At 60.0% G+C, this 18988-nt stretch carries 15 protein-coding genes, 1 tRNA gene, 1 pseudogene and 1 other annotated feature; of the genes and pseudogenes, 11 read left to right on the top strand and 6 right to left on the bottom strand.

The genetic code is table 11. From position 1 onward, the window contains the following. Positions 1 to 5: 5 nt before the first annotated feature. Positions 6 to 290 carry a hypothetical protein gene (locus DA373_RS05770; RefSeq protein WP_107851382.1) on the bottom strand — a complete coding sequence of 95 codons (285 nt, stop codon included), beginning with the start codon at positions 288 to 290 and terminating at the stop codon, positions 6 to 8. A 242-nt stretch (positions 291 to 532) separates the two neighbouring features. Between DA373_RS05770 and DA373_RS05765 the strand changes: the two genes are divergently transcribed. Together DA373_RS05765 and tyrA are read left to right on the top strand one after the other, a co-directional pair. Further along, positions 533 to 1603: a 3-deoxy-7-phosphoheptulonate synthase gene (locus DA373_RS05765; protein WP_107851381.1), complete on the top strand. Its 1071-nt coding sequence runs from the start codon at positions 533 to 535 to the stop codon at positions 1601 to 1603. Between the two features lie 90 nt (positions 1604 to 1693). Next, entirely contained in the window at positions 1694 to 2824 is a 1131-nt protein-coding gene (gene tyrA, locus DA373_RS05760; protein ID WP_107851380.1) for a bifunctional chorismate mutase/prephenate dehydrogenase, read from the top strand. A gap of 911 nt (positions 2825 to 3735) precedes the next feature. On the opposite strand, the pseudogene DA373_RS16425 reads toward tyrA, so the two are convergent. Continuing rightward, a pseudogene (locus tag DA373_RS16425) lies at positions 3736 to 4896 on the bottom strand (chorismate mutase); the annotation flags it as partial. A gap of 34 nt (positions 4897 to 4930) precedes the next feature. Continuing rightward, positions 4931 to 5052: a sequence feature (Phe leader region), on the bottom strand. A 169-nt stretch (positions 5053 to 5221) separates the two neighbouring features. After that, positions 5222 to 5551: a ribosome hibernation-promoting factor, HPF/YfiA family gene (gene hpf, locus DA373_RS05750; protein ID WP_107851378.1), complete on the bottom strand. Its 330-nt coding sequence runs from the start codon at positions 5549 to 5551 to the stop codon at positions 5222 to 5224. A 274-nt stretch (positions 5552 to 5825) separates the two neighbouring features. Here hpf and DA373_RS05745 point away from each other — a divergent pair, with 274 nt between their 5' ends. The 3 genes from DA373_RS05745 to yciA all read left to right on the top strand — a co-directional run bounded on the left by DA373_RS05745 (position 5826) and on the right by yciA (position 8994). Next, positions 5826 to 7709: a transglycosylase SLT domain-containing protein gene (locus DA373_RS05745; protein ID WP_232821202.1), complete on the top strand. Its 1884-nt coding sequence runs from the start codon at positions 5826 to 5828 to the stop codon at positions 7707 to 7709. Continuing rightward, a complete protein-coding gene (locus DA373_RS05740) occupies positions 7699 to 8511 on the top strand; it encodes an NAD(P)-binding domain-containing protein (protein ID WP_107851376.1) in 813 nt (270 codons plus the stop codon). The genes DA373_RS05745 and DA373_RS05740 overlap by 11 nt, the downstream gene beginning before the upstream one ends. Before the next feature lie 72 nt (positions 8512 to 8583). Continuing rightward, complete coding sequence (gene yciA / locus DA373_RS05735; RefSeq protein WP_107851375.1) at positions 8584 to 8994, top strand: acyl-CoA thioester hydrolase YciA; 411 nt, start codon at positions 8584 to 8586, stop codon at positions 8992 to 8994. A 48-nt stretch (positions 8995 to 9042) separates the two neighbouring features. Here yciA and DA373_RS05730 read toward each other — a convergent pair whose 3' ends face one another. Both DA373_RS05730 and gloB read right to left on the bottom strand, forming a co-directional pair. Beyond that, positions 9043 to 10434 (bottom strand): LysM peptidoglycan-binding domain-containing protein, encoded by a 1392-nt coding sequence (locus DA373_RS05730; RefSeq protein ID WP_107851374.1) that lies wholly within the window; start codon positions 10432 to 10434, stop codon positions 9043 to 9045. 63 nt (positions 10435 to 10497) lie between these two features. After that, the gene (gene gloB, locus DA373_RS05725) at positions 10498 to 11268 is read right to left on the bottom strand and encodes a hydroxyacylglutathione hydrolase (protein ID WP_198650244.1); all 771 of its coding nucleotides are present in this window, start codon (positions 11266 to 11268) and stop codon (positions 10498 to 10500) included. Positions 11269 to 11315: 47 nt separating this feature from the next. Here gloB and DA373_RS05720 point away from each other — a divergent pair, with 47 nt between their 5' ends. Then, positions 11316 to 12032, top strand: coding sequence for a class I SAM-dependent methyltransferase (locus DA373_RS05720; protein WP_107851373.1), 717 nt, complete (start codon positions 11316 to 11318; stop codon positions 12030 to 12032). Here DA373_RS05720 and rnhA read toward each other — a convergent pair. Beyond that, on the bottom strand, positions 12020 to 12484 hold the full coding sequence (rnhA, locus tag DA373_RS05715; protein WP_107851372.1) for a ribonuclease HI: 465 nt from the start codon (positions 12482 to 12484) through the stop codon (positions 12020 to 12022). The two genes, DA373_RS05720 and rnhA, sit on opposite strands and share 13 nt — an antisense overlap. 133 nt (positions 12485 to 12617) lie before the next feature. Between rnhA and dnaQ the strand changes: the two genes are divergently transcribed. The 5 genes from dnaQ (at position 12618) to DA373_RS05690 (ending at position 18932) form a co-directional block, all read left to right on the top strand. Then, on the top strand, positions 12618 to 13352 hold the full coding sequence (dnaQ, locus tag DA373_RS05710) for a DNA polymerase III subunit epsilon (protein WP_107851371.1): 735 nt from the start codon (positions 12618 to 12620) through the stop codon (positions 13350 to 13352). A gap of 147 nt (positions 13353 to 13499) precedes the next feature. Next, positions 13500 to 13576: transfer RNA gene (locus DA373_RS05705), tRNA-Asp, on the top strand. A 353-nt stretch (positions 13577 to 13929) separates the two neighbouring features. Continuing rightward, positions 13930 to 15279 carry a lyase family protein gene (locus tag DA373_RS05700; protein ID WP_107851370.1) on the top strand — a complete coding sequence of 450 codons (1350 nt, stop codon included), beginning with the start codon at positions 13930 to 13932 and terminating at the stop codon, positions 15277 to 15279. A 150-nt stretch (positions 15280 to 15429) separates the two neighbouring features. Beyond that, positions 15430 to 16935 (top strand): aldehyde dehydrogenase family protein, encoded by a 1506-nt coding sequence (locus DA373_RS05695; RefSeq protein ID WP_107851369.1) that lies wholly within the window; start codon positions 15430 to 15432, stop codon positions 16933 to 16935. Positions 16936 to 17330: 395 nt separating this feature from the next. Further along, positions 17331 to 18932, top strand: coding sequence for a BCCT family transporter (locus DA373_RS05690; protein WP_107851368.1), 1602 nt, complete (start codon positions 17331 to 17333; stop codon positions 18930 to 18932). Positions 18933 to 18988: the final 56 nt, after the last annotated feature.

Below are 18988 nucleotides of genomic sequence, written 5' to 3'. Positions count from 1 at the left end.
TTACGTTAATTCCGGCGGCGCAGCCGTTGCCACCAGCGCTTGTACCAGGGCGGGGAAAAACGGCGGCTGTGCTCGGCGGCAAACAGCGCCTTCTGCATGGCGCCCGGGCTGGGGCGGTAGCCGTAATGCTGCTGCCAGCTGTCGGCCATCTCGTCCAGAATCAAGCGGCACTGGTGATCGTAGAGGGTATCGTAGTTATAGGACGGCGGGCTTCGCCGGTAATCCACCCCGTAGTGATCCAGAATACGCCGCAGGGCGACCACCAGCTCCCGGTAGTCATGTTCGCTCATTTGCACGTGCAGGCTCCTTGTTTATTCTCATTATATATTCGACCCGCTCGCAGCCCATTTCTGCACATTAAAGCGGCATTCTCCAAAATTACCGTTATTTGCTGCATACCGGGCTTTGCAAGCCTGCTCAGCCTTGATAAGGTGAAGGTGGTTGCGTAAAAGAGAAATGGTCATAAGTCAAACATAGGTGGCTCTTTCTTTTTATTTGGTTGTAATTATAAGTTTACAGTGAGGATGTCATCATGCAGAAAGACACATTGAACAATATTCACATTCAGTCCGAAAAGGTGATGATCACCCCGGCCGAGCTCAAGGCCAAGCTGCCGATCTCGCAAAAGGCACTGGATTACATCGGCCAGGCCCGCCAGACCATTTCCGATATTGTTCACCGCAAGGATCACCGTCTGCTGGTAATTTGTGGCCCCTGCTCCATTCATGACATCGACGCAGCCAAAGAGTACGCAACCCGCCTCAAAAAACTGCATGATGAATACAGCGACAGCCTTTATATCGTAATGCGCGTCTATTTCGAGAAGCCGCGCACCACCGTGGGATGGAAAGGCTTTATCAACGATCCTCACCTGGACGGCAGCTTTGACATTGAACTCGGTCTGCACAAGGCTCGCGAGCTGCTGTGCTGGCTGGCCGAGCTGGAGCTGCCCCTGGCCACCGAGGCACTGGATCCCATCAGCCCGCAATACCTGGCCGAGCTGTTTTCCTGGTCGGCCATCGGCGCCCGCACCACCGAATCCCAGACTCACCGGGAAATGGCCTCGGGCCTGTCGATGCCGGTGGGCTTCAAGAACGGCACCGACGGCAATCTGGGCACCGCCATCAACGCCATGAAGGCGGCGGCCGAGCCCCATGCCTTTATGGGCATCAACCAGGAGGGCCAGGTGGCGTTGCTGGTGACTCAGGGCAACCCCGACGGCCATGTGATCCTGCGCGGCGGCAAACACCCCAACTACGACTCGGTCAATATTGCCCTGGCCGAGAAGGCCATGACCGCCGCCGGCCTGGCCCCGCGCCTGGTGGTGGACTGCAGCCACGGCAACTCCAACAAGGACTACAGTCTGCAACCCCTGGTGACCGAAAACGTGGTGCATCAGATCCAGGAAGGCAACCAGTCCATTCTGGGCATCATGCTGGAATCTCACCTGTTCGAGGGCAACCAGTCCAGCGAGCAGCCGGTCGGCGACATGCAGTACGGTGTGTCCATCACCGATGCCTGCATTGGCTGGGACACCACCGCCGAGCTGCTGGAACGCTGCCACAAGCAACTGTCGGCGGCGCTCAAGGCCCGGGTGGCCTGAGGCGGCGATTTGTCAGCTCTGGCCTTGAACAGGCATAATGATGTGGCGCCGGGCCTTTGAGTCCGGCGCCTTAATTCTGGGATGGAACCAATGGTAGATGAACTCAAGGTCCTGCGGGATCAAATCGATGAAGTCGATCAGCAGCTGGTGGAGCTGTTTGCCAGACGGCTGAAGCTGGTGGCCGGCGTGGGCGAAGTCAAAAGCCGTAACGGCGTGCCCATTTACGCCCCCGACCGGGAAGCGGCCATGCTGGCCAGCCGCCGCGCCGAGGCCGAAGCCAAAGGCGTGCCGCCGGATCTGATTGAAGACGTGCTGCGCCGCTTTATGCGCGAGTCATACGCCAGTGAAAAGGATACCGGCTTCAAGTGCGTTAACCCTGATCTGGGCAAGGCGGTGGTGATTGGCGGGGGCGGCCAGCTGGGTGGCCTGTTTGCTCACCTGCTGACCCTGTCCGGCTACGCCGTCGAAGTACTGGAAAAGGACGACTGGGACAAGGCCGACCGCCTGCTGGCCGATGCCGGCCTGGTGATGGTTGCCGTGCCCATCGATCAGACCGTTGCCGTGATCGAGCAGCTGCCGGCGCTGCCCGAGCACTGCCTGCTGGTGGACCTGACCAGCGTCAAGAGCGAGCCGCTGGCGGCCATGCTCAGGGTACACACCGGCCCGGTTCTGGGGCTGCACCCCATGTTCGGTCCCGACGTCTCCAGCCTGGCCAAGCAGGTCATTATTCACTGTGATGGCCGTGGCGCCGAACAGTATGAATGGCTGCTGGCGCAGATCCGTATCTGGGGCGCCCGGCTGCAGGCGGTGCCCGCCGAAGAGCACGACGAGGCCATGAGCCTGGTGCAGGCCCTGCGTCACTTCACCAGCTTTGCCTACGGTGCTCATCTGTGCGCCGAAGGAGCCGATCTGGCCAAGCTGCTGCGGCTGAGCTCGCCCATCTACCGGCTGGAGCTGGCCATGGTGGGGCGGCTGTTCGCCCAGGATCCGGGCCTGTATGCCGACATTATTTTGTCTTCGCCCCGCAATCTGGCGATGATCCGCCGCTATCACCGTCGTTTTGGCGACCTGCTGGAACAGCTGGAAAGCGGCGAGCGCGACGCCTTTGTACGCCAGTTTGAAACCGTAAGCGAATTTTTCGGTGATTATGCCGACACTTTCCTTAAGGAGAGCCGGCTGCTGCTGGCCCAGGCCAACGACAGCCGCCACCACGCAGACTGAACAGGCTTTAATCAGGCTTCGTAGTGGTAGGCGCCACTTTAGTTGGCGCACAGCGGCGCAGCCGGTGTTGATGGCCTGCTTTGCAGGCCCTGCCGGCTAAAGCGGCAGCTACAGCTGCATGGATTCCCGTTTTCACGGGAATGACGGAAAGCAAAAGCCCGGCCATCTGGCCGGGCTTTTGCGTTTGGCCGTTGGCCGGATCAGCCGCGATAGAGGCTGTGGGCCAGCTGCCCAAGGGCGCTGTCGTCATCGCTCACATCCAGGCAGAAGCCGCTGACGCCGGCGGCATTCAGCGCTTCGCCCAGACGGGGCAGGGTGCTGGCATCGCCACCGAGCCGGCTGACCAGAGGCAAATGCGTCTGGCTGCTTAAATCCAGCAGCCGGGCCAGGGGCAGTGCCTGGGTGTCCAGCAGCGCCAGCTGCTGATTGCCCTGCTGCAGAATGCGCTGGGCCAGGCTCAGGCTGTGTTCGGGCTCGTCGGCCAGCTCCAGCAGCAGCGGGCGGGTACAGCGGCCGGCGGCGCTGAGCAGCTCCTCGTTACCGGCGGCGTCAGCCTCCAGCAACAGCAGATCCACCGACTCGGCGGCCCGGTGCACCTGTCCGGCGCTGGTGACCCGGGTCATGGCGGCCAGATCAAAGCGGGCGGCGGTGGCGCGCAGCTGTTTCAGCCGGGCCATCCCCTGCTCGGTGTCGACGCCATCAAAACAGTTTGCCGCCAGCACCTGGGCGCCCTGCTCCTTCACCCGGCGGGCGGTTTCCTGCAGCCGGGCTTCGTCGGTAAAGTCGTGCAGCTCGGCAATCAGCAGCGGCTCCTCGCCCCCCAGAATAAAGGGGCCTACCTGCACCTGAGTATTGTCGGCCTTGTAATGACGGCTGTAGCGCACCGGCTCGCTGCGTTCACCGGCCTGGCTCAGCAGCCGGGCCGGAATGCGGGTGGGCGCCACTTCGGCGCTGGGGTAGCAGCCCAGCACCTTGATAAAGCGGGTAATGCGGCCCAGCTCTTTCATGGCCGCCTGCATGTCCTCGCTGTTGACGTTGGCGGCCACATCCACATAGAACATCTCTTCCCAGGGGTTACCGATAATGGGGCGCGACTCCAGCTTGGTCATGGTAATGCCATGGCTGCGCAGCACCAGCAAGGCTTCCACCAGGGCGCCGCTCTGCTGACCGGTGGACATGATAAAGCTGGTCTTGGCGGGGATCTGCTCCGCCACCTCGATGGGCTTGCGCGCCACCACGATAAAGCGGGTCATGTTCTGCTTCTGGTTGGCCAGGCCTTCCACCAGCGGAGTCAGTCCGTGCAGCTCGCCGCCGTCGGCGCTGCCCAGTGCCGCCACATCGGGGCGGTTCAGTCTGGCGACCTGCTCCATGGCGTTGGAGGATGCGGCGCAGAACTTCACCTCCAGCTCGCCCAGCCGGCTCAGATACTGGGAGCATTGTTGATAGGGCTGGGAGTGGGTGTACAGGGTCTTGATCTGCTCCACACTGGTGTCGGTGGCCACCAGCAGGCAGTGTTCAATGGGCTGGGTCAGCTCGCCGACAATGGACAGGCTGGTGTGCTGCATCAGATCGAACACGTCGTTAATGGAGCCGGAGCTGGTGTTCTCGATGGGCAGAATGCCGTACTGGGCCTGGCCCGACTCCACGGTGTCGAAGATTTGCTGAAAGGTATCGCAGTTGTGCTCCACCAGCGGCGCCTGAAAACGGGACAGGTATTTGCGTGCCGCCATGTTGGAGTAGGAGCCCTTGAGCCCGAGAAAGGCCACGCTGATGGCGGGCACACTGTCCTGGGGGTTGAGCAGGTCCTGCAGCAGCGCCTGCTGGGACAGCACCGAATCTTCGATAATGGTGTGGAAAATGCGGGTGACAAAATGGGCGTCCAGGCCAAGCTGACGGCCCTGGTTAACCAGCTCTACCAGCAGCGCCTGCTCCCGCTCCTGATCCCGAATGGGGCGCGGGTTTTCCAGTTTGGAGCGGGCCACGTCCAGGCTCAGGGCCTTGCGCTGGGCCAGCAGGCTCAGCAACTCCCGGTCCAGGCGGGTGATCTTGCTTCTAATGTCGTCCAGATTCATGAATAGGGCTTCCTTCCTCGCCAGACTGCGCGTCAATAAAAAAGCCTCCCGGTGGGAGGCTTGGCTGTTCGTCTTTCGCTTGTTTTTCGCCAGACAGCTGCCTCCCGGTGTCAGGATGCAAAAAAGAAGCGAAAGAAAAACGGCTGAACGGGCATACTTTTTACGGCTCTTGAGTAACGCAATCCATAGGAATACTGAAAAGTGGCGGAGCTGGCAAGATCTTTCTGGAAATTTGGGGAAATAACGGGGAACTGGGCAGGGAATAGGGAGCAGGGAAGGGGGAATAGTAAAGGCCGCGGACAGACCGCGGCCGGGGGAAGTACGCTTAGCTCTCTTCTTCTTCCACCACCGGTTGGGTGGCCTGGGCACGCTGGGCCAGGGGTTTTTCCGCGTAGCGGGTCAGCTGACGTTCCAGCTTGTGGCCCAGATCATTGATGGCGGCATAGAGGTTCTCGTCTTCCGCCTGGGCGAACAGGGTTTCACCGGGCACGCCGGCACTGGCTTCCACCTGATAGTTCAGGCCTTCCTTCTGAATAACCACATGGGGGGTGATCAGCGCAATCTGGCGCCGGTTCAGCTTTTCAAAACGACTTTCAATCCGTTCACGAATGGCGGGAGTGATGTCGATAACATGGCTGGTAATGGCAATGGACATAAGGAACCCCCTTGATTGTTGTCTCTGCTTTACGGTTTCAGATTAACCCCTTGGTAAAATGGTTTTGTGAGCTGGATCAAGTAATCATGGCGGTGCCGCCCATATGGAAGGGAAGTGTGAGCCAGACGGCGAAAATGGAGCTTAACGACTCTCTCTGTCTTGTCCGCCAAAAGAATTTATGTTCACCCATTGGCAGCCCTGCCGCCATTTCTTACGATAGCTTCACTACAGTGTCGCGGGAGAGACCAGGGTGTTTAAACGGGTTGGATTGGGCGTGTTATTACTGACCCTGGGGCTGGCTGCCCAGGCGTCGCCACTCAGAGATCAATACCGCCAGGCAGAGCAGGCTCTGGAGCAGGGCAAAACGAATGAATACCGGCAGCTGCGGCAGGGCCTCGACGCCTATCCGCTGGTGCCCTATCTGGATTATCGTTATCTGGCCGATCGGCTTGACCACATCAGCACCAGAGACGTGGAGGGCTTTGTCAGCCGTTATAACGATTCCCTGCTGGCCGACCGGCTGGAGCGGCTTTACCTGTTCAGGCTGGCCCGGGAGCAGCGCTGGCGCGAATTTCTGGCCCTGTATCCCGAGCTGCCCAACAGCACAGAGCTGCAGTGCGCTCACTACCGGGCCAGGTGGGCCACCGGTGACCGGACCGGGGCCATCAAGGGCGCCGAGCGGTTGTGGCTGTCGGGCCAGTCCCGGCCCAATATCTGTGATCCCCTGTTTGAAGCCTGGCAGAGCGTGGGCGGGCGCAGCAACGAGCACGTATGGCAGCGCATGTTGCTGGCCTATGAAACCGGACAGAGCGGCCTGATCAAATACCTGTCGGAGATGCTGGCGCCCTCTTCCCGGGCCGCCGGCGAGCTGCTGCTGGCGCTGGACAAGGATCCGGCGCTGCTTGCCGACACTGCCCGTTTTGAACACGCGGACCAGCGTCACCGGGCGGCCATGGCCGTTGCCCTGGTGCGGCTGGCCGACCGCAATCCGCAACTGGCCATGCGACTTTATTCCCGTTATCAGCGTCAGCCCGGGCTGACGTCCTTGCAGGTGGCCGAAGTAGAGCGCAGCCTGGCCCGCCGGCTGATGTATAACCGCACGCAGGAATACCGCCGCTGGCTTGATCAGCGTTTGCCCGAGGTGGGCAGCGATGCCCTGTTTGAACTGCGGGCCCGGCTGGCCATCTGGGAGCAGGACTGGGCTCATCTGAACGACTGGCTGGACCGGCTGCCCGCCGACGAGCAGAACAACAGCCGCTGGCAATACTGGCGGGGCCGGGCGCTGGAGCACAATGGCAATCAGAAAGCGGCGGATGCCGCCTGGGCCAGGGCCGCCGGCGAGCGGGATTATTACGGCTTTCTCGCGGCCCAGCGCAGCCAGCGGCCGTTTTCCCTGAACCGGCAGGCGCCGCCGCCGGCACCGGAGTGGCGGCAGGCGGTTACCCGCTGGCCGGCACTGGCCCGGGTGGCGGAATGGCTGGCCCTGGGCAACAAGGGATCGGCCCGCAGTGAGTGGTATCACCTGCTGGGCAAGGTCAGCAAGGACGAGCAGCTGGCGCTGGGCGCCCTGGCGCTGGAACGGGGCTGGTACGACAAATCGGTGCTGGCCAGCATCAGCGCCAGGGCCTGGGATCAGCTGGAGCTGCGCTTCCCGGTGGTATACAGAAATGTGTTTCGTGGACAGGCCCGCAAACTCAATCTGGACGAGTCCACCCTGTTTGCCATTGCCCGTCAGGAAAGCGCCTTCTATGAGCAGGCCCGCTCACCGGTGGGCGCCGGCGGCCTGATGCAGCTGATGCCGGCCACCGCCCGGGAGACGGCGCGCAAGCATGGCATCAGCGGCTATCGCCACAGTAATGACGTATATGTGCCCGAAATCAATGTGCAGCTCGGCGCCAGCTACTTCAAGGAGCTGCTGGAGCGTTATCAGGGTAACCGGATCCCGGCCATTGCCGCCTACAATGCCGGCCCGGGACGAATCAACCGCTGGCTGGCGGAAAGCGGCAGCCGTCCGCTGGATGTGTGGGTGGAAAATATTCCCTACCGGGAAACCCGGGGGTATGTGCAGAACGTGCTGGCTTATTCGGTGATCTATCAGGATATGCTGGGGCATAAAAAGACCTTTATCACTCCGGGAGAGCTGGCTTATGTCTACTGAACACAGTATCGCCATTCTGGGGCTGGGCTGGCTGGGAGAGCCGTTGGCTCACACCCTGCTTGCGCGGGGCTGGCGGGTGGCCGGCACCAGCCGGGATCCGGAAAAGGTGGCCCGGCTGAACGATGCCGGCCTTCACGCCGAGTGTTGGGACTTCAATGCCCCGCTGCCGGCACACTGGCCCGAGCGGCTGCGCGCCCACACCCTGGTGCTGTGCGTGCCGCCGGGCAAGGTGAATGACTACCCGGCCACGCTCGGGAACCTGGCGCGGCTGGCGGTGGCCGGCGGCATACAACGGGTGATCTTCACCAGCGCCACCTCGGTTTACAGTGGTATGGGAGTTAAAACCGAAGCCGACGCCGCCCCCGACGGCCCCCGGGGCGAGCGCATGCTGGCTGCCGAGCGGGCGGTGCAGGCCTGTGGCGCTCGTAGCGTACTTATCCTGCGGTTGTCGGGGCTGGTGGGCGGCAACCGGGAGCCGGGCCGGTTTCTGTCGGGCAAGCGCTTTGACGGCGGTGACGAGCCGGTCAACCTGGTGGCGCTGGATGATTTGCTGCGCTTTCTGCCCGCCATACTGGAACGCAGTGACTGGCCCGCCGTGCTAAACGTCAGTGCGCCTCACCACCCCAGCCGGCACGATTTCTACGGTGAAGCCGCCCGGCTGCAGTCACTGCCGCCACCCGAATTTACCGGCGGCGGCGAGGGCAAGACCATAGACGGCAGCGCCCTTTGCCGCTGGCTGAATATGGACTATACCGTGACCGACTGGTTTCAGTGGCTGGGACAGCGCAAGCCGTCAAACTAAGCGATAATTGCGAGGGAAAACGGGGCGGACTATGATGCCGGCTTTCAGTGCGACACAAGAGTAAGAGAAAACATGAGCGAACCACAAAACCCCAGGGGAGACCTGCTGCTGCGCACCATGGCCATGCCGGCCGACACCAATGCCAACGGTGATATCTTTGGTGGCTGGATCATGTCGCAGATGGATCTGGGTGGCAGCCTGCTGGCCAACGAAATTGCCCTTGGCCGGGTATGCACCGTGGCCGTTGAGAAAATGGTGTTTGCCCGTCCGGTGCAGGTAGGCGATGTTGTTTGCTGTTATGGCGAGCTGGTCAGGGTGGGGCGCACTTCCATTACCATCAAGGTGGAAGTCTGGGTCAAGCCGGTACTGACCCCGGAAAGCGGCCCCCGTTACCCGGTGGCCGGGGCCGAGTTTGTGTATGTGGCCATTGACGAAAATGGCCGTCCGCGCGCGGTTAAACCCGGACAGACACAGGCAGAATAAAACAAAAAGGGAGCCTTAAGGCTCCCTTTGCTATTGAACACTCACACATCAGCCGGCATTGGCGGCCACAATCAGCTGCTGTCCGGCACGCAGCATGTGCTTGTTGCTCAGCTGGTTCCAGCGCAGCAGATCGGCAATGCTCACGCTGAAGCGGCTGGCTATCACCGACAGCGAATCGCCGGCCTGCACGCGATAGATGTTTTGATCGCCGCTGGTGCGTGAAGGAGCCGGCGTGGTTACCGAGGGCACCAGCAGGGTCTGACCAATGCGAATGGTGTTGCCGCGCAGGTTGTTGGCCTGTTTCAACGCCACCACCTGAGTGCCGTAACGGCGGGCGATCACGCCCAGGCTGTCGCCGCCCTTGACCCGGTAGCGCTGGTAATTCATGCGCTCTTCGGCGGGCAGATCGGCCATGGCCAGTTCAAAGGTCTCGGCATGGCGCACCGGCACCAGGATCTCCGCAGCGATCAGCGGCGAGGTGGACGTGTGCTTGTAGGCCGGATTCAGCGCCTTGAGCTGGCTGCGACTGACGCCGGCCAGATCCGCCGCCATGTTCAGATCCACCTGGCCTTCCACTTCAACCGCCGCCACCTGGGGACGATTGGGCAGGGCGGGCACGTCCATGCCGTAATGATCGGAACGCTTGAGAATATCGGCCAGCGCCATCAGCTTGGGCACATAGTTCTGGGTTTCCTTGGGCAGTGACAGCGACCAGTAGTCGGTGGCCTTGCCCTGGCGACGGTTGGCGCGAATGGCGCGCTGCACCCGGCCTTCGCCCGAGTTATAGGCGGCCAGGGCGTGGGTCCAGTTGCCGTCAAAGAACTTGTGCAGATACTCCAGATAGTCGAGCGCCGCCCGGGTAGAGGCCATGATGTCGTAACGGCCGTCGTACCAGCTGTCGTAATGCAGACCAAAGTTCTTGCCGGTGCCGTGCAGCATCTGCCACAGACCGGCGGCATGGCCGTGGGAATAGGCCTTGGGATTAAAGGTACTTTCCACCACCGGCAGCAGGGCCAGCTCCATCGGCATGTCCCGTTTTTCTATCTCTTCCTTGATGAGATAGAGAAACGGTCTGGCGCGTTCGGTGACGGAGCGCATGTAGTTGGGTTGTTTCAGGTACCACTTGCGCTGAGCCACCACCCTGGGGTGATTGGCCGGAATATCCAGCTTCATGTCGTCGGCGATGGCCTGCCACAGATCCTGCTGTTCCTGCTCGCGGGCTTCGGTCTGGCGCTGTCGCGGGCTTTCATCGGACGAATGGCGGCTGTCGCGGCCGGCGGCCCTGAGCACGGTATAGTCCCTGGCTTTGGCGTTCTGCGGCTGGCTTTTCTGCTCTTCGGCACCCTTCTGGAGACCCTGGGTCTGGCGCGCCGAATCGGTCGATACCGCCTGGCAGCCAGCCAGGAGCAAGGCACCGGATAAAATGCAAAGTCTTATCATCGTGTCTGCTTCTCGAAAAAACGGCGGCCAGTGTATGCTTTGTGAGCAGTTTAATCAAGTTCGTTAAAAATGGTCCTTCCAGCGGCGAAGTGCAGCGAATACTTGACAGTCTTCGTTTAACTCCTCCATTGCCTCAACCTGAGCGGCGGCCCGGACGGCAGGCTCGGCGGTGCGCAGAAACACATTAACGGCTTTTTCCCGGCTAATGGCAGAGGGCAGGGTGGGCACATCCTGCTGGCGCAGTTTGGCCACTTCCTTCATGTAATTCAGCAGGGCTGTATTGTCCGGCTCCACCGCATAACAGAACGCCAGATTGGCCTGGGTATATTCATGGGTGCAATAAACGTGAGTGTTGTCGGGCAGGGCGGCCAGACGGGAGAGCGAGCGGTGCATCTGCTCCGGTGTCCCGTCAAACAGCCGGCCACAGCCACCGGAAAACAGGGTATCGCCGCAAAACAGCATGCCGGCGCCGTAATAGGCAATGTGACCCAGGGTATGGCCGGGCACTTCCATCACCTGCAGCGCCAGATCCAGCGCCGGCAGGGAGACGGTGTCGCCTTCCTTCAGGGCGATGGCGCCGGGGGCGGGCAGGCGCTCGGCGGCAGGGGCATACAGGGTGGCATCCGGCCAGGCGGCCAGCAGCTCGCGCACGCCACCGGTGTGATCATGATGATGATGGGTAATGAGAATGGCACTCAGCTCAAGACCGCGCTCGGCCAGCGCCGCCTCCACCGGGGCGGCATCGCCCGGATCGACCACGGCGGCCTGACGGCCATTGCCAATCAGCCAGATATAGTTATCGTTAAAGGCACGAAGCGGTGTTACGTTCATCATTGATTAATCCTTGGCATGACAGAATGCCAAAGCTTACCAGAGGGATAATGAACTCAGCCAGCAAGACCCCACAGCCGGCCCCCGACAGCTGGCGCAGCCTGCCCAGGGGCCCCTATATTGCCGAGCAGCTGCAGCAGCGCCTGGATGAATGGGCGCCGGGGCTGTTTGGCTTCAGTCTGCTCAAGGTAGACGCCCTCAGCGCGGAACTGTCGCTGGAACGCAGCCGCCTGCGTCAGGGCGTGGTGATGGCCCAGCGTGAACGTGACGGCATGGATCTGCTGGGGGACGCCACCGCCATGCCCTTTGCTCCGGGCAGCCTGGATGCCTGTCTGCTGGCTCATGTGCTGGACTACAGCGAGCATCCCCATGCCATTCTGCGGGAAACCGAAGTGGTATTGCGGGACGACGGCTGGCTGGTGCTCACCGGCTTCAATCCCTACGGCAGCGCCGGCCTGGCCCGCTGCTGGCCAGGCTGGCGCCAGCGGTTACCGAACTGGCGCCACATGCTGGCGCCGGCCAGGGTGGAAGACTGGCTGAAGCTGCTGGGATTTGAGGTGATTGAGCGGGATTACATCGGTTTTACCGGCTTTATGCCCTGGCTGGACCGGTGGCAGCGGCGTTGCTGTCCGGCGGTGCTGCCATCACCGGCGGCGGTCTATATATTGCTGGCGCGCAAGCGGCGTTTTCCGCTCACCCCGGTGCGTGAACGGAAACCGGTGGCCGCGCCGGTGGCACGGCCGGAGATGGCTCGTCAGCGCGAGTAACCTTCATCTTCCTGATGATTGTTTGAGTCCATGGCCGCTTCCCGGGCCAGATCGTCACAGCGCTCGTTTTCCGGGTGGCCGGTATGGCCACGCACCCAGTGCCACTGTACCTTGTGGCGCTGGCACAGTTCATCCAGCTGCTGCCACAGATCGGCATTTTTCACTGGGGTTTTGGCGGCGGTGCGCCAGTTGTTGCGCTTCCAGCCCTTGATCCACTGGGTTATGCCCTGACGCACATACTGGCTGTCGGTGGTCAGCTCCACCTCACAGTCGTGGCTGAGGGTTTCCAGCCCCTTGATGGCGGCCATCAGCTCCATGCGGTTGTTGGTGGTCAGCCGGTAGCCGCCGCTCAGCTCCTTGCGGTGCTGCTTGTAAATCAGCACGGCGCCATAGCCGCCCGGGCCCGGGTTGCCGAGGCAGGAGCCGTCGGTAAATAGCTGAACCTGTTTCATGGTGTCGCTCTTTGTATTGCTGCAGTAAAGGGCGAAGTCTGCCACAGGCCGGAGAGAGCGGCCAGCGCAGCGGCGCTTATCATGGCCGGGCGCAGACGATATACTGACCGCCGAATTTGCGGAGGAAAACACAGTGATCACCGAATCAGGCTATCAGCGGCAGGTGGTGCTCGATACCGAGACCACCGGCATGAACATGGACACAGGTCCCCACTATGTCGGGCACAGGGTCATTGAAATTGGCTGTGTCGAGGTGGTGAACCGGCGCCTCACCGGCCGGCACCTGCACCTGTACCTGAAGCCGGACCGTCAGGTAGACGAGGAAGCCATTCGCGTTCACGGCATTACCGATGATTTTCTTGCCGACAAGCCGGAATTTGCCGACACGGTCGATGAGTTTCTCGACTTTATTCGCGGCGCCGAGATGGTCGCCCACAACGCGCCCTTTGACGTGGGCTTTCTTGACTACGAAATGGAGCTGCTGGGCCGCCCCGAGCGCATGGCCGAACTGTGCAAGGTAACCGATACCCTGGCGCTGGCCCGGCAGATTTACCCGGGCAAGCGCAACAACCTGGACGTGCTGTGTGAACGTTACGGCATCGACAACAGCCACCGCACCCTGCACGGGGCCTTGCTCGATGCCGAGATCCTGGCCGACGTCTACCTGCTGATGACCGGCGGCCAGACCAAGCTGAACCTGTATGCCGACCATGGCCAGCAAAACAGCAATGGCAGCGAACTGCGCCGGCTGCCGGCCGACCGCCCGCCGCTGAAAGTGATCCGGGCGGACGACAGCGAGCTGCAGGCTCACGAAAGCCGGCTGGATCTGGTAGAGAAAAAGGGCGGAAGCTGCCTGTGGCGCCCCTGAGGGCACCGGAGCCGGCCACTAAATCTGCATTTTTGAATGCTTGGGATTAAAAATTAACCGAAATAAACGAAAGTGATATTTTTACCCTTGACGCCCGGACCGGACAGCCATATTATTCGTCCTGCTTAAGGCGACAAGCCAAGCACCGGAGCGGTAGTTCAGTTGGTTAGAATACCGGCCTGTCACGCCGGGGGTCGCGGGTTCGAGTCCCGTCCGCTCCGCCACATTTAAGAAGCCCTTAGCTAGTTGATAGCTAAGGGCTTTTTGCTTTTCTACATCTAATAAAATCACAATTATTAATTCTATCAAATCCTCTTCGTGACCAAACCGTGACCATTTCGTGACTCAGACGTTGTTTTGACCGGAGGTCAAAGCACACTATCTGCGCTATCCATATGAGCTGATAAAGCTTCAGATAGAAATATTGAGCCCGCTTTTTGAATTTGAGTGAAACGTGCCTCTTATATTCGTGGAATCATGAGTTTTTCGTATCCCTCTGTGTGAAAGTATCACTGGCGCTTGCTCAGGTATTTGGTTCTGATAACTCTCAGCGTTTAGTTCAGGGAGAGAGGAATCCATGGCCACAACACAGCGGCAATACCGTATAGAAGAAGACTTGATAGGGGAGCTGAAAGTGCCGGCACAGGCACTGTTCGGGGTGCAAACGCAAAGGGCAATCGACTTGTATCCGCTCAATGGCGAGAAACCCCTGTCGGCCTACCCGGAGCTGCTGCGCGGCTTGCTGCTGGTCAAAAAGCTGGCGGCCCAGACCAACCTCGATATCGGGGAAATCGAGCCTGATATCGGTCAGGCCATCGTTTCGGCGGTGGACCTGCTGCTTGAGGATATACCCACCGACGCGTTTCCGGTGCATGCCTTTCATGGCGGCGGAGGGATCTCCAGCAACATGAACGTAAACGAGGTGGTGGCCAACCTGGCCAACCGCCATGCCTTCGATCGCCCCCTGGGAAGCTACCAGCCGGTGCATCCCAATGATCACGTCAACCTGAACAACTCGACCAGTGATGCCTTGAATACCGCCTGCCACCTGGCGGTGATCGACAAGATGAAGCGACTGGATAGCGAGCTGGCAGCCTTGATCGGTACCTTCGATGAGCAGGGGCAGCAGTGGCAGCATGTGCTGAAGATTTCCCGCACCTGCCTGCAGGACGCGGTCGAGATCAGTTTTTCCGATCTCTTTAGCGGCTATTCATCACAGCTTGCACGGCACCGTCAACGACTGGAGACGGATACGTCCGAGCTGTACCGGGTCAACCTGGGGGGAAATATTATCGGGCGCAAGGGGGATTGTTCCGAGGCCTTCTTCAACCGGGTTATCGATGGACTGAACCGCATGACGGGGGAGACACGGTTTGTGCACAGCGACAACCTGTTTGACTCTTCCCAGAGTCATGACGATCTGGCCCGGGTGGCTGCCGGACTGGACCAGCTGGCGAGGGCCCTGCTGCGCATTGCCAAGGACTTTCGCCTGATGGCATCGGGGCCTGAAACCGGGCTTGGCGAAATTCGCCTGCCCGCGGTGCAACCCGGCTCCTCGGCCATGCCGGGCAAGGTCAACCCGACCATTCCGGAATACCTGATCCAGTGCTGCATGCAGGCCTGCGGGCGCTGTTACTCGGTGCAGATGACCCAGGATCATGGTGAGCTCGACTACACCCCCTGGCAGTCGGTGGTGATCAGTAATCTGCTCGACGCCATCTCGGTTTTGACCAGCGGTATGGAGGCCTTCCGGCAGCATTGCCTTGCCGGTATGGAGCCGGATCTGGCGCGTAACGCCCATAACGTTAATACATTGATTCCCACACTTATTCGGCTTAAGCAGCAACGCGGTTATTCGTTCGCGGCCCGTGTTTACAAGGAAAGCGGCGGTGATCTGGAGCAAATCCGGCGTTACCTGGAGGAATAAGCATCAGGGAAGAAGGATGAGTTTTTTGCAGGTCGCCATACCCTAATGTCAATTGTGCTCGAAAAGCCATCCTTCTACTCTCGTCGAGAACCGTTACAGCAAACGTCCTCACAGGATGTAACCATCGTCGCAACAGAAATGGAGTATCAAATGGATTCTGTAAAAAACATTCCCCTGTCCTGGGCCTACGACTGGCTTCAGCAACCCAAGCGGCAGTATATCGATGGCCAGTGGGTAGACGGCACCGGCCAGGACAAGTGGGTAGTGACCAACCCGGCCAACCGCGAAGCGCTGTGCGAATTTGTGATGGCCGATGCGGAGCAGGTGGAATACGCCGCTCAAATTGCCAACCAGCGGCACGAGTCCGGCGTTTGGTCAAAGGTCAGCCGCACCCAGCGAGCCGACATGCTGCGCCAGATAGCCCGCCTGATCCGTGAACATACCGAACAGCTGGCGGTACTCGAGTCCCTGCCCAACGGCAAGCTGTTCACCGAATCCATGGCCGACGACATTCCCACCTGCGCCGATATCTTCGAGTACTACGCCGGCTGGACCGACAAATTCTATGGCGAAACCTCGCCGGTTGAAGACGGCTTTCTGAACTACACGGTAAAAGAGCCGATTGGCGTCTGTGCGTTGATCGCACCTTGGAACTTCCCCCTGTATCAGACCAGCCTCAAGATGGCGGCGGCACTGGCCATGGGCAATACGGTGATCGTCAAGCCGTCGGAATACACGCCGCTGACCACCATCTACCTGATGGAGTTGATCGACAGCGAGCTTGAGTTTCCGAAGGGCGTGATCAACATGCTGCTGACCGATGGCGCTATGGCCAACCAGCTGACCCTGAGCCACAATGTGCACAAGGTGTCCTTTACCGGCAGCACCGGGGTGGGACGCAAGATAGTGCAGAATTCCGGCCTGTCCAATCTCAAGGCCGCCACCCTAGAGCTGGGCGGCAAGTCTCCCTGTATCTTCTTTGAAGACACGCCGAATCTGGATGGCGCCATCGATCGTGCCTTCACCGTGATGTTCTCTCACAAGGGGGAAAAATGCTCGGAGCCGACCCGCTTCCTGATCCACGACAGCATCTATGACCAGGTGCTCGAGAAGCTGATCGCCAAGGCCAATGCGGTGAAATGCGGCAATCCGTTCGACGAAAATGTCGATCAGGGCCCTCAGTGCAACGAGGCGCAGTTCAACAAGATCCTGGAGTACATTGAAATCGGCAAGGGCGAGGCCAAGCTGGTGGCCGGTGGGTATGCGGATACCGAGGGCGACAACGCAAACGGTTACTTTATTCGCCCCACCATCTTCTCCGAGGTGGATCAGAAAGCTCGCATTGCTCAGGAAGAGATTTTTGGCCCGGTGCTGTGCTGTACCCGCTTCCACACCACGGAAGAAGCCGTGCAAATGGCCAACGCTACCGCCTACGGACTGGCAGCCGGCCTCTATACCGGTGATGTGTCCCGCGCCCACCGGGTAGCGGAACAAATCGATGCCGGTATGCTGTTTATCAACCGTTACGGCTGCTACGGCCTGGCCGCGCCCTTCGGCGGCTTCCGCCAGAGCGGCTGGGGCAAGGAGATGGCAATCCATTCCCTGTCTTCCTACACCAAGACCAAGGGTGTCTGGGTATATTACGGCGACGCCTGATCCCTGTTTCTTCCTGCTTGACGGGTACGCCCGTTTATTCACAGCCGCCGGCCTTCTGGCCGGCGGCTGCCTGCGCGAGCCCGCTTTTTGCCCGGGACTTTTACCTTCGGTCCTTCGACTTATATAAACCGGAATGATAACTACCTTGTCTCCTGGAACAGGAGCCTGGAATAGTTCCGAGAGTTCTGAGCTTCGCTCTTTCTTGATGTCCCGTTCCGATTTGATACCGGTGATAACCCTACAAATATCATGTTGACTTTGTGTTATGACTTTTTGTCATGGTTGATCGCATTTATGTCATTTTGAAAATTTTCCCTGTTGAAGCATGCTTGCCGGCGATTGGAATAGTTGAAGGAACATTCGCCATACCGGTGAATCATGCTGTAGGGATTTATATGAAAAACATCAGACCCATTACCTTCTGGCCGGCATTTGCCTGCCTTGTACTGACGGTTATCTACACCATCATCGACAAGCAAAACTTCATTGCCGGCACCTCGACACTAAACAGTGGGATCATGGACAACCTCTCCTGGCTGTTTAATCTCAGTGCCCTGTTGATGGTGTTTATCGCCGCCTATGCGTTTTGCTCGCCCATCGGCCGAGTGCGCATTGGCGGCGAAAAGGCCGCTCCCATGCTGACCCCGTTCCGCTGGTTTGCGGTTTCCTTAACCACCGTCATTGCCATGGGCATCCTGTTCTGGTCGGTGGCCGAGCCGGTGCTGCATTACCATGAACCGCCGAAGTACCTGGGAGTGACGCCGGAAAGCGCCGAGTCGATGCGGTTTTCCATGTCCACCATCTTCGTGCACTGGACCATTACCCCATACAGCATCTATACAGTTGCAGGCCTGGCCTTTGCGCTGGCGTTTCACAACCTCAAGCTGCCCTTTTCCATCGGCTCCATGCTGCGTCCGCTGCTGGGCCGCCGGGTGGATGGCATCGGTGGCCAGGTGATCGATGGGCTGGCGCTGTTCTCCGTGGTGCTGGGCATGTCCGCCACCCTGACTTCCGGCCTGCTGGTGATCGGCGATGGCATGGAATCGGTACTGGGCATCGAGAAAAGCGTGACCGGGTACGCGATCATCGCCATTGCCATTATCGGGTCTGCCATTATGTCGGCTGCATCCGGGCTGTACCGTGGCATTCAGACGCTGGCGCGCATCAACACCTGGCTTTACTTTACCGGTGCCTTGTTCATCTTCTTCGTGGGTCCGACCGTGTTCATTCTGTCCCTGGGCGTGGAATCACTCGGGGTTTATCTGTCGGACTTCTTTGCCCGCAACCTGGTAACCGGCGCTTCCGGGAACGACCAGTGGCCTGGCTGGTGGACCGTGGCCTTCTTTGCCAGCTGGTTTGCCTGGGCCCCGCTCAGCTGCCTGTTCCTCGGCAAGATTGCCCGTGGCTACACGGTGCGTCAGTTCATTATCGTCAACCTGTTGCTGCCGTCCCTGTTCGGTTTCCTGTGGTTCAGCATCTTCAGCGGCTCTTCGCTGTATTTCGACACCACCCTGGGCGGCATCATGTACCAGGCCTACCAAGACCATGGCTTTGCCTCGGTGATTTATGTGCTGTTCGATCAGTTGCCCGGCAGCACCCTGCTCAGCGCGCTGTTTATCTTTGCCTGTTTCATCACCTTTATTACCGCAGCCGACTCCAATACCGATGCCATCGGTGGCCTCTGTATCAAGGGGGTAGATGCCGAAAACCTGAAGTCACCCTTGTGGGTCAAGGCCACCTGGGGTTGCGCCATCGCCTTTGTCGCCTGGATTAGTGCGAGTTATATCGGGGTCGATGCAATCAAGATGCTGTTCAACCTGTCGGGCGTACCGGGCATGTTGATTGTGCTGGGAGCGGGCTTTGCCTTTCTGAAACTGGCGCAACGGGTCCAGGTTAACGGCCAGACCGTCGAGCTGAAGCCGAGCGTGCTGGACGAGATGGAAGCCGGTGCCGAAGCCGGGCGTGTAGTACCGCTGGCGGGACTGGGACAGAAATAAACGATTCAACCTTGTAACGCATGGAGCCGGGCTGGCTTGGCTCCACCATTACCTTT

The organism is Oceanimonas marisflavi (assembly GCF_003049725.1).
In the GTDB taxonomy this organism is placed as follows: Bacteria; Pseudomonadota; Gammaproteobacteria; order Enterobacterales; family Aeromonadaceae; genus Oceanimonas; species Oceanimonas marisflavi.
This window is presented reverse-complemented; position numbering and strand designations above follow the sequence as displayed.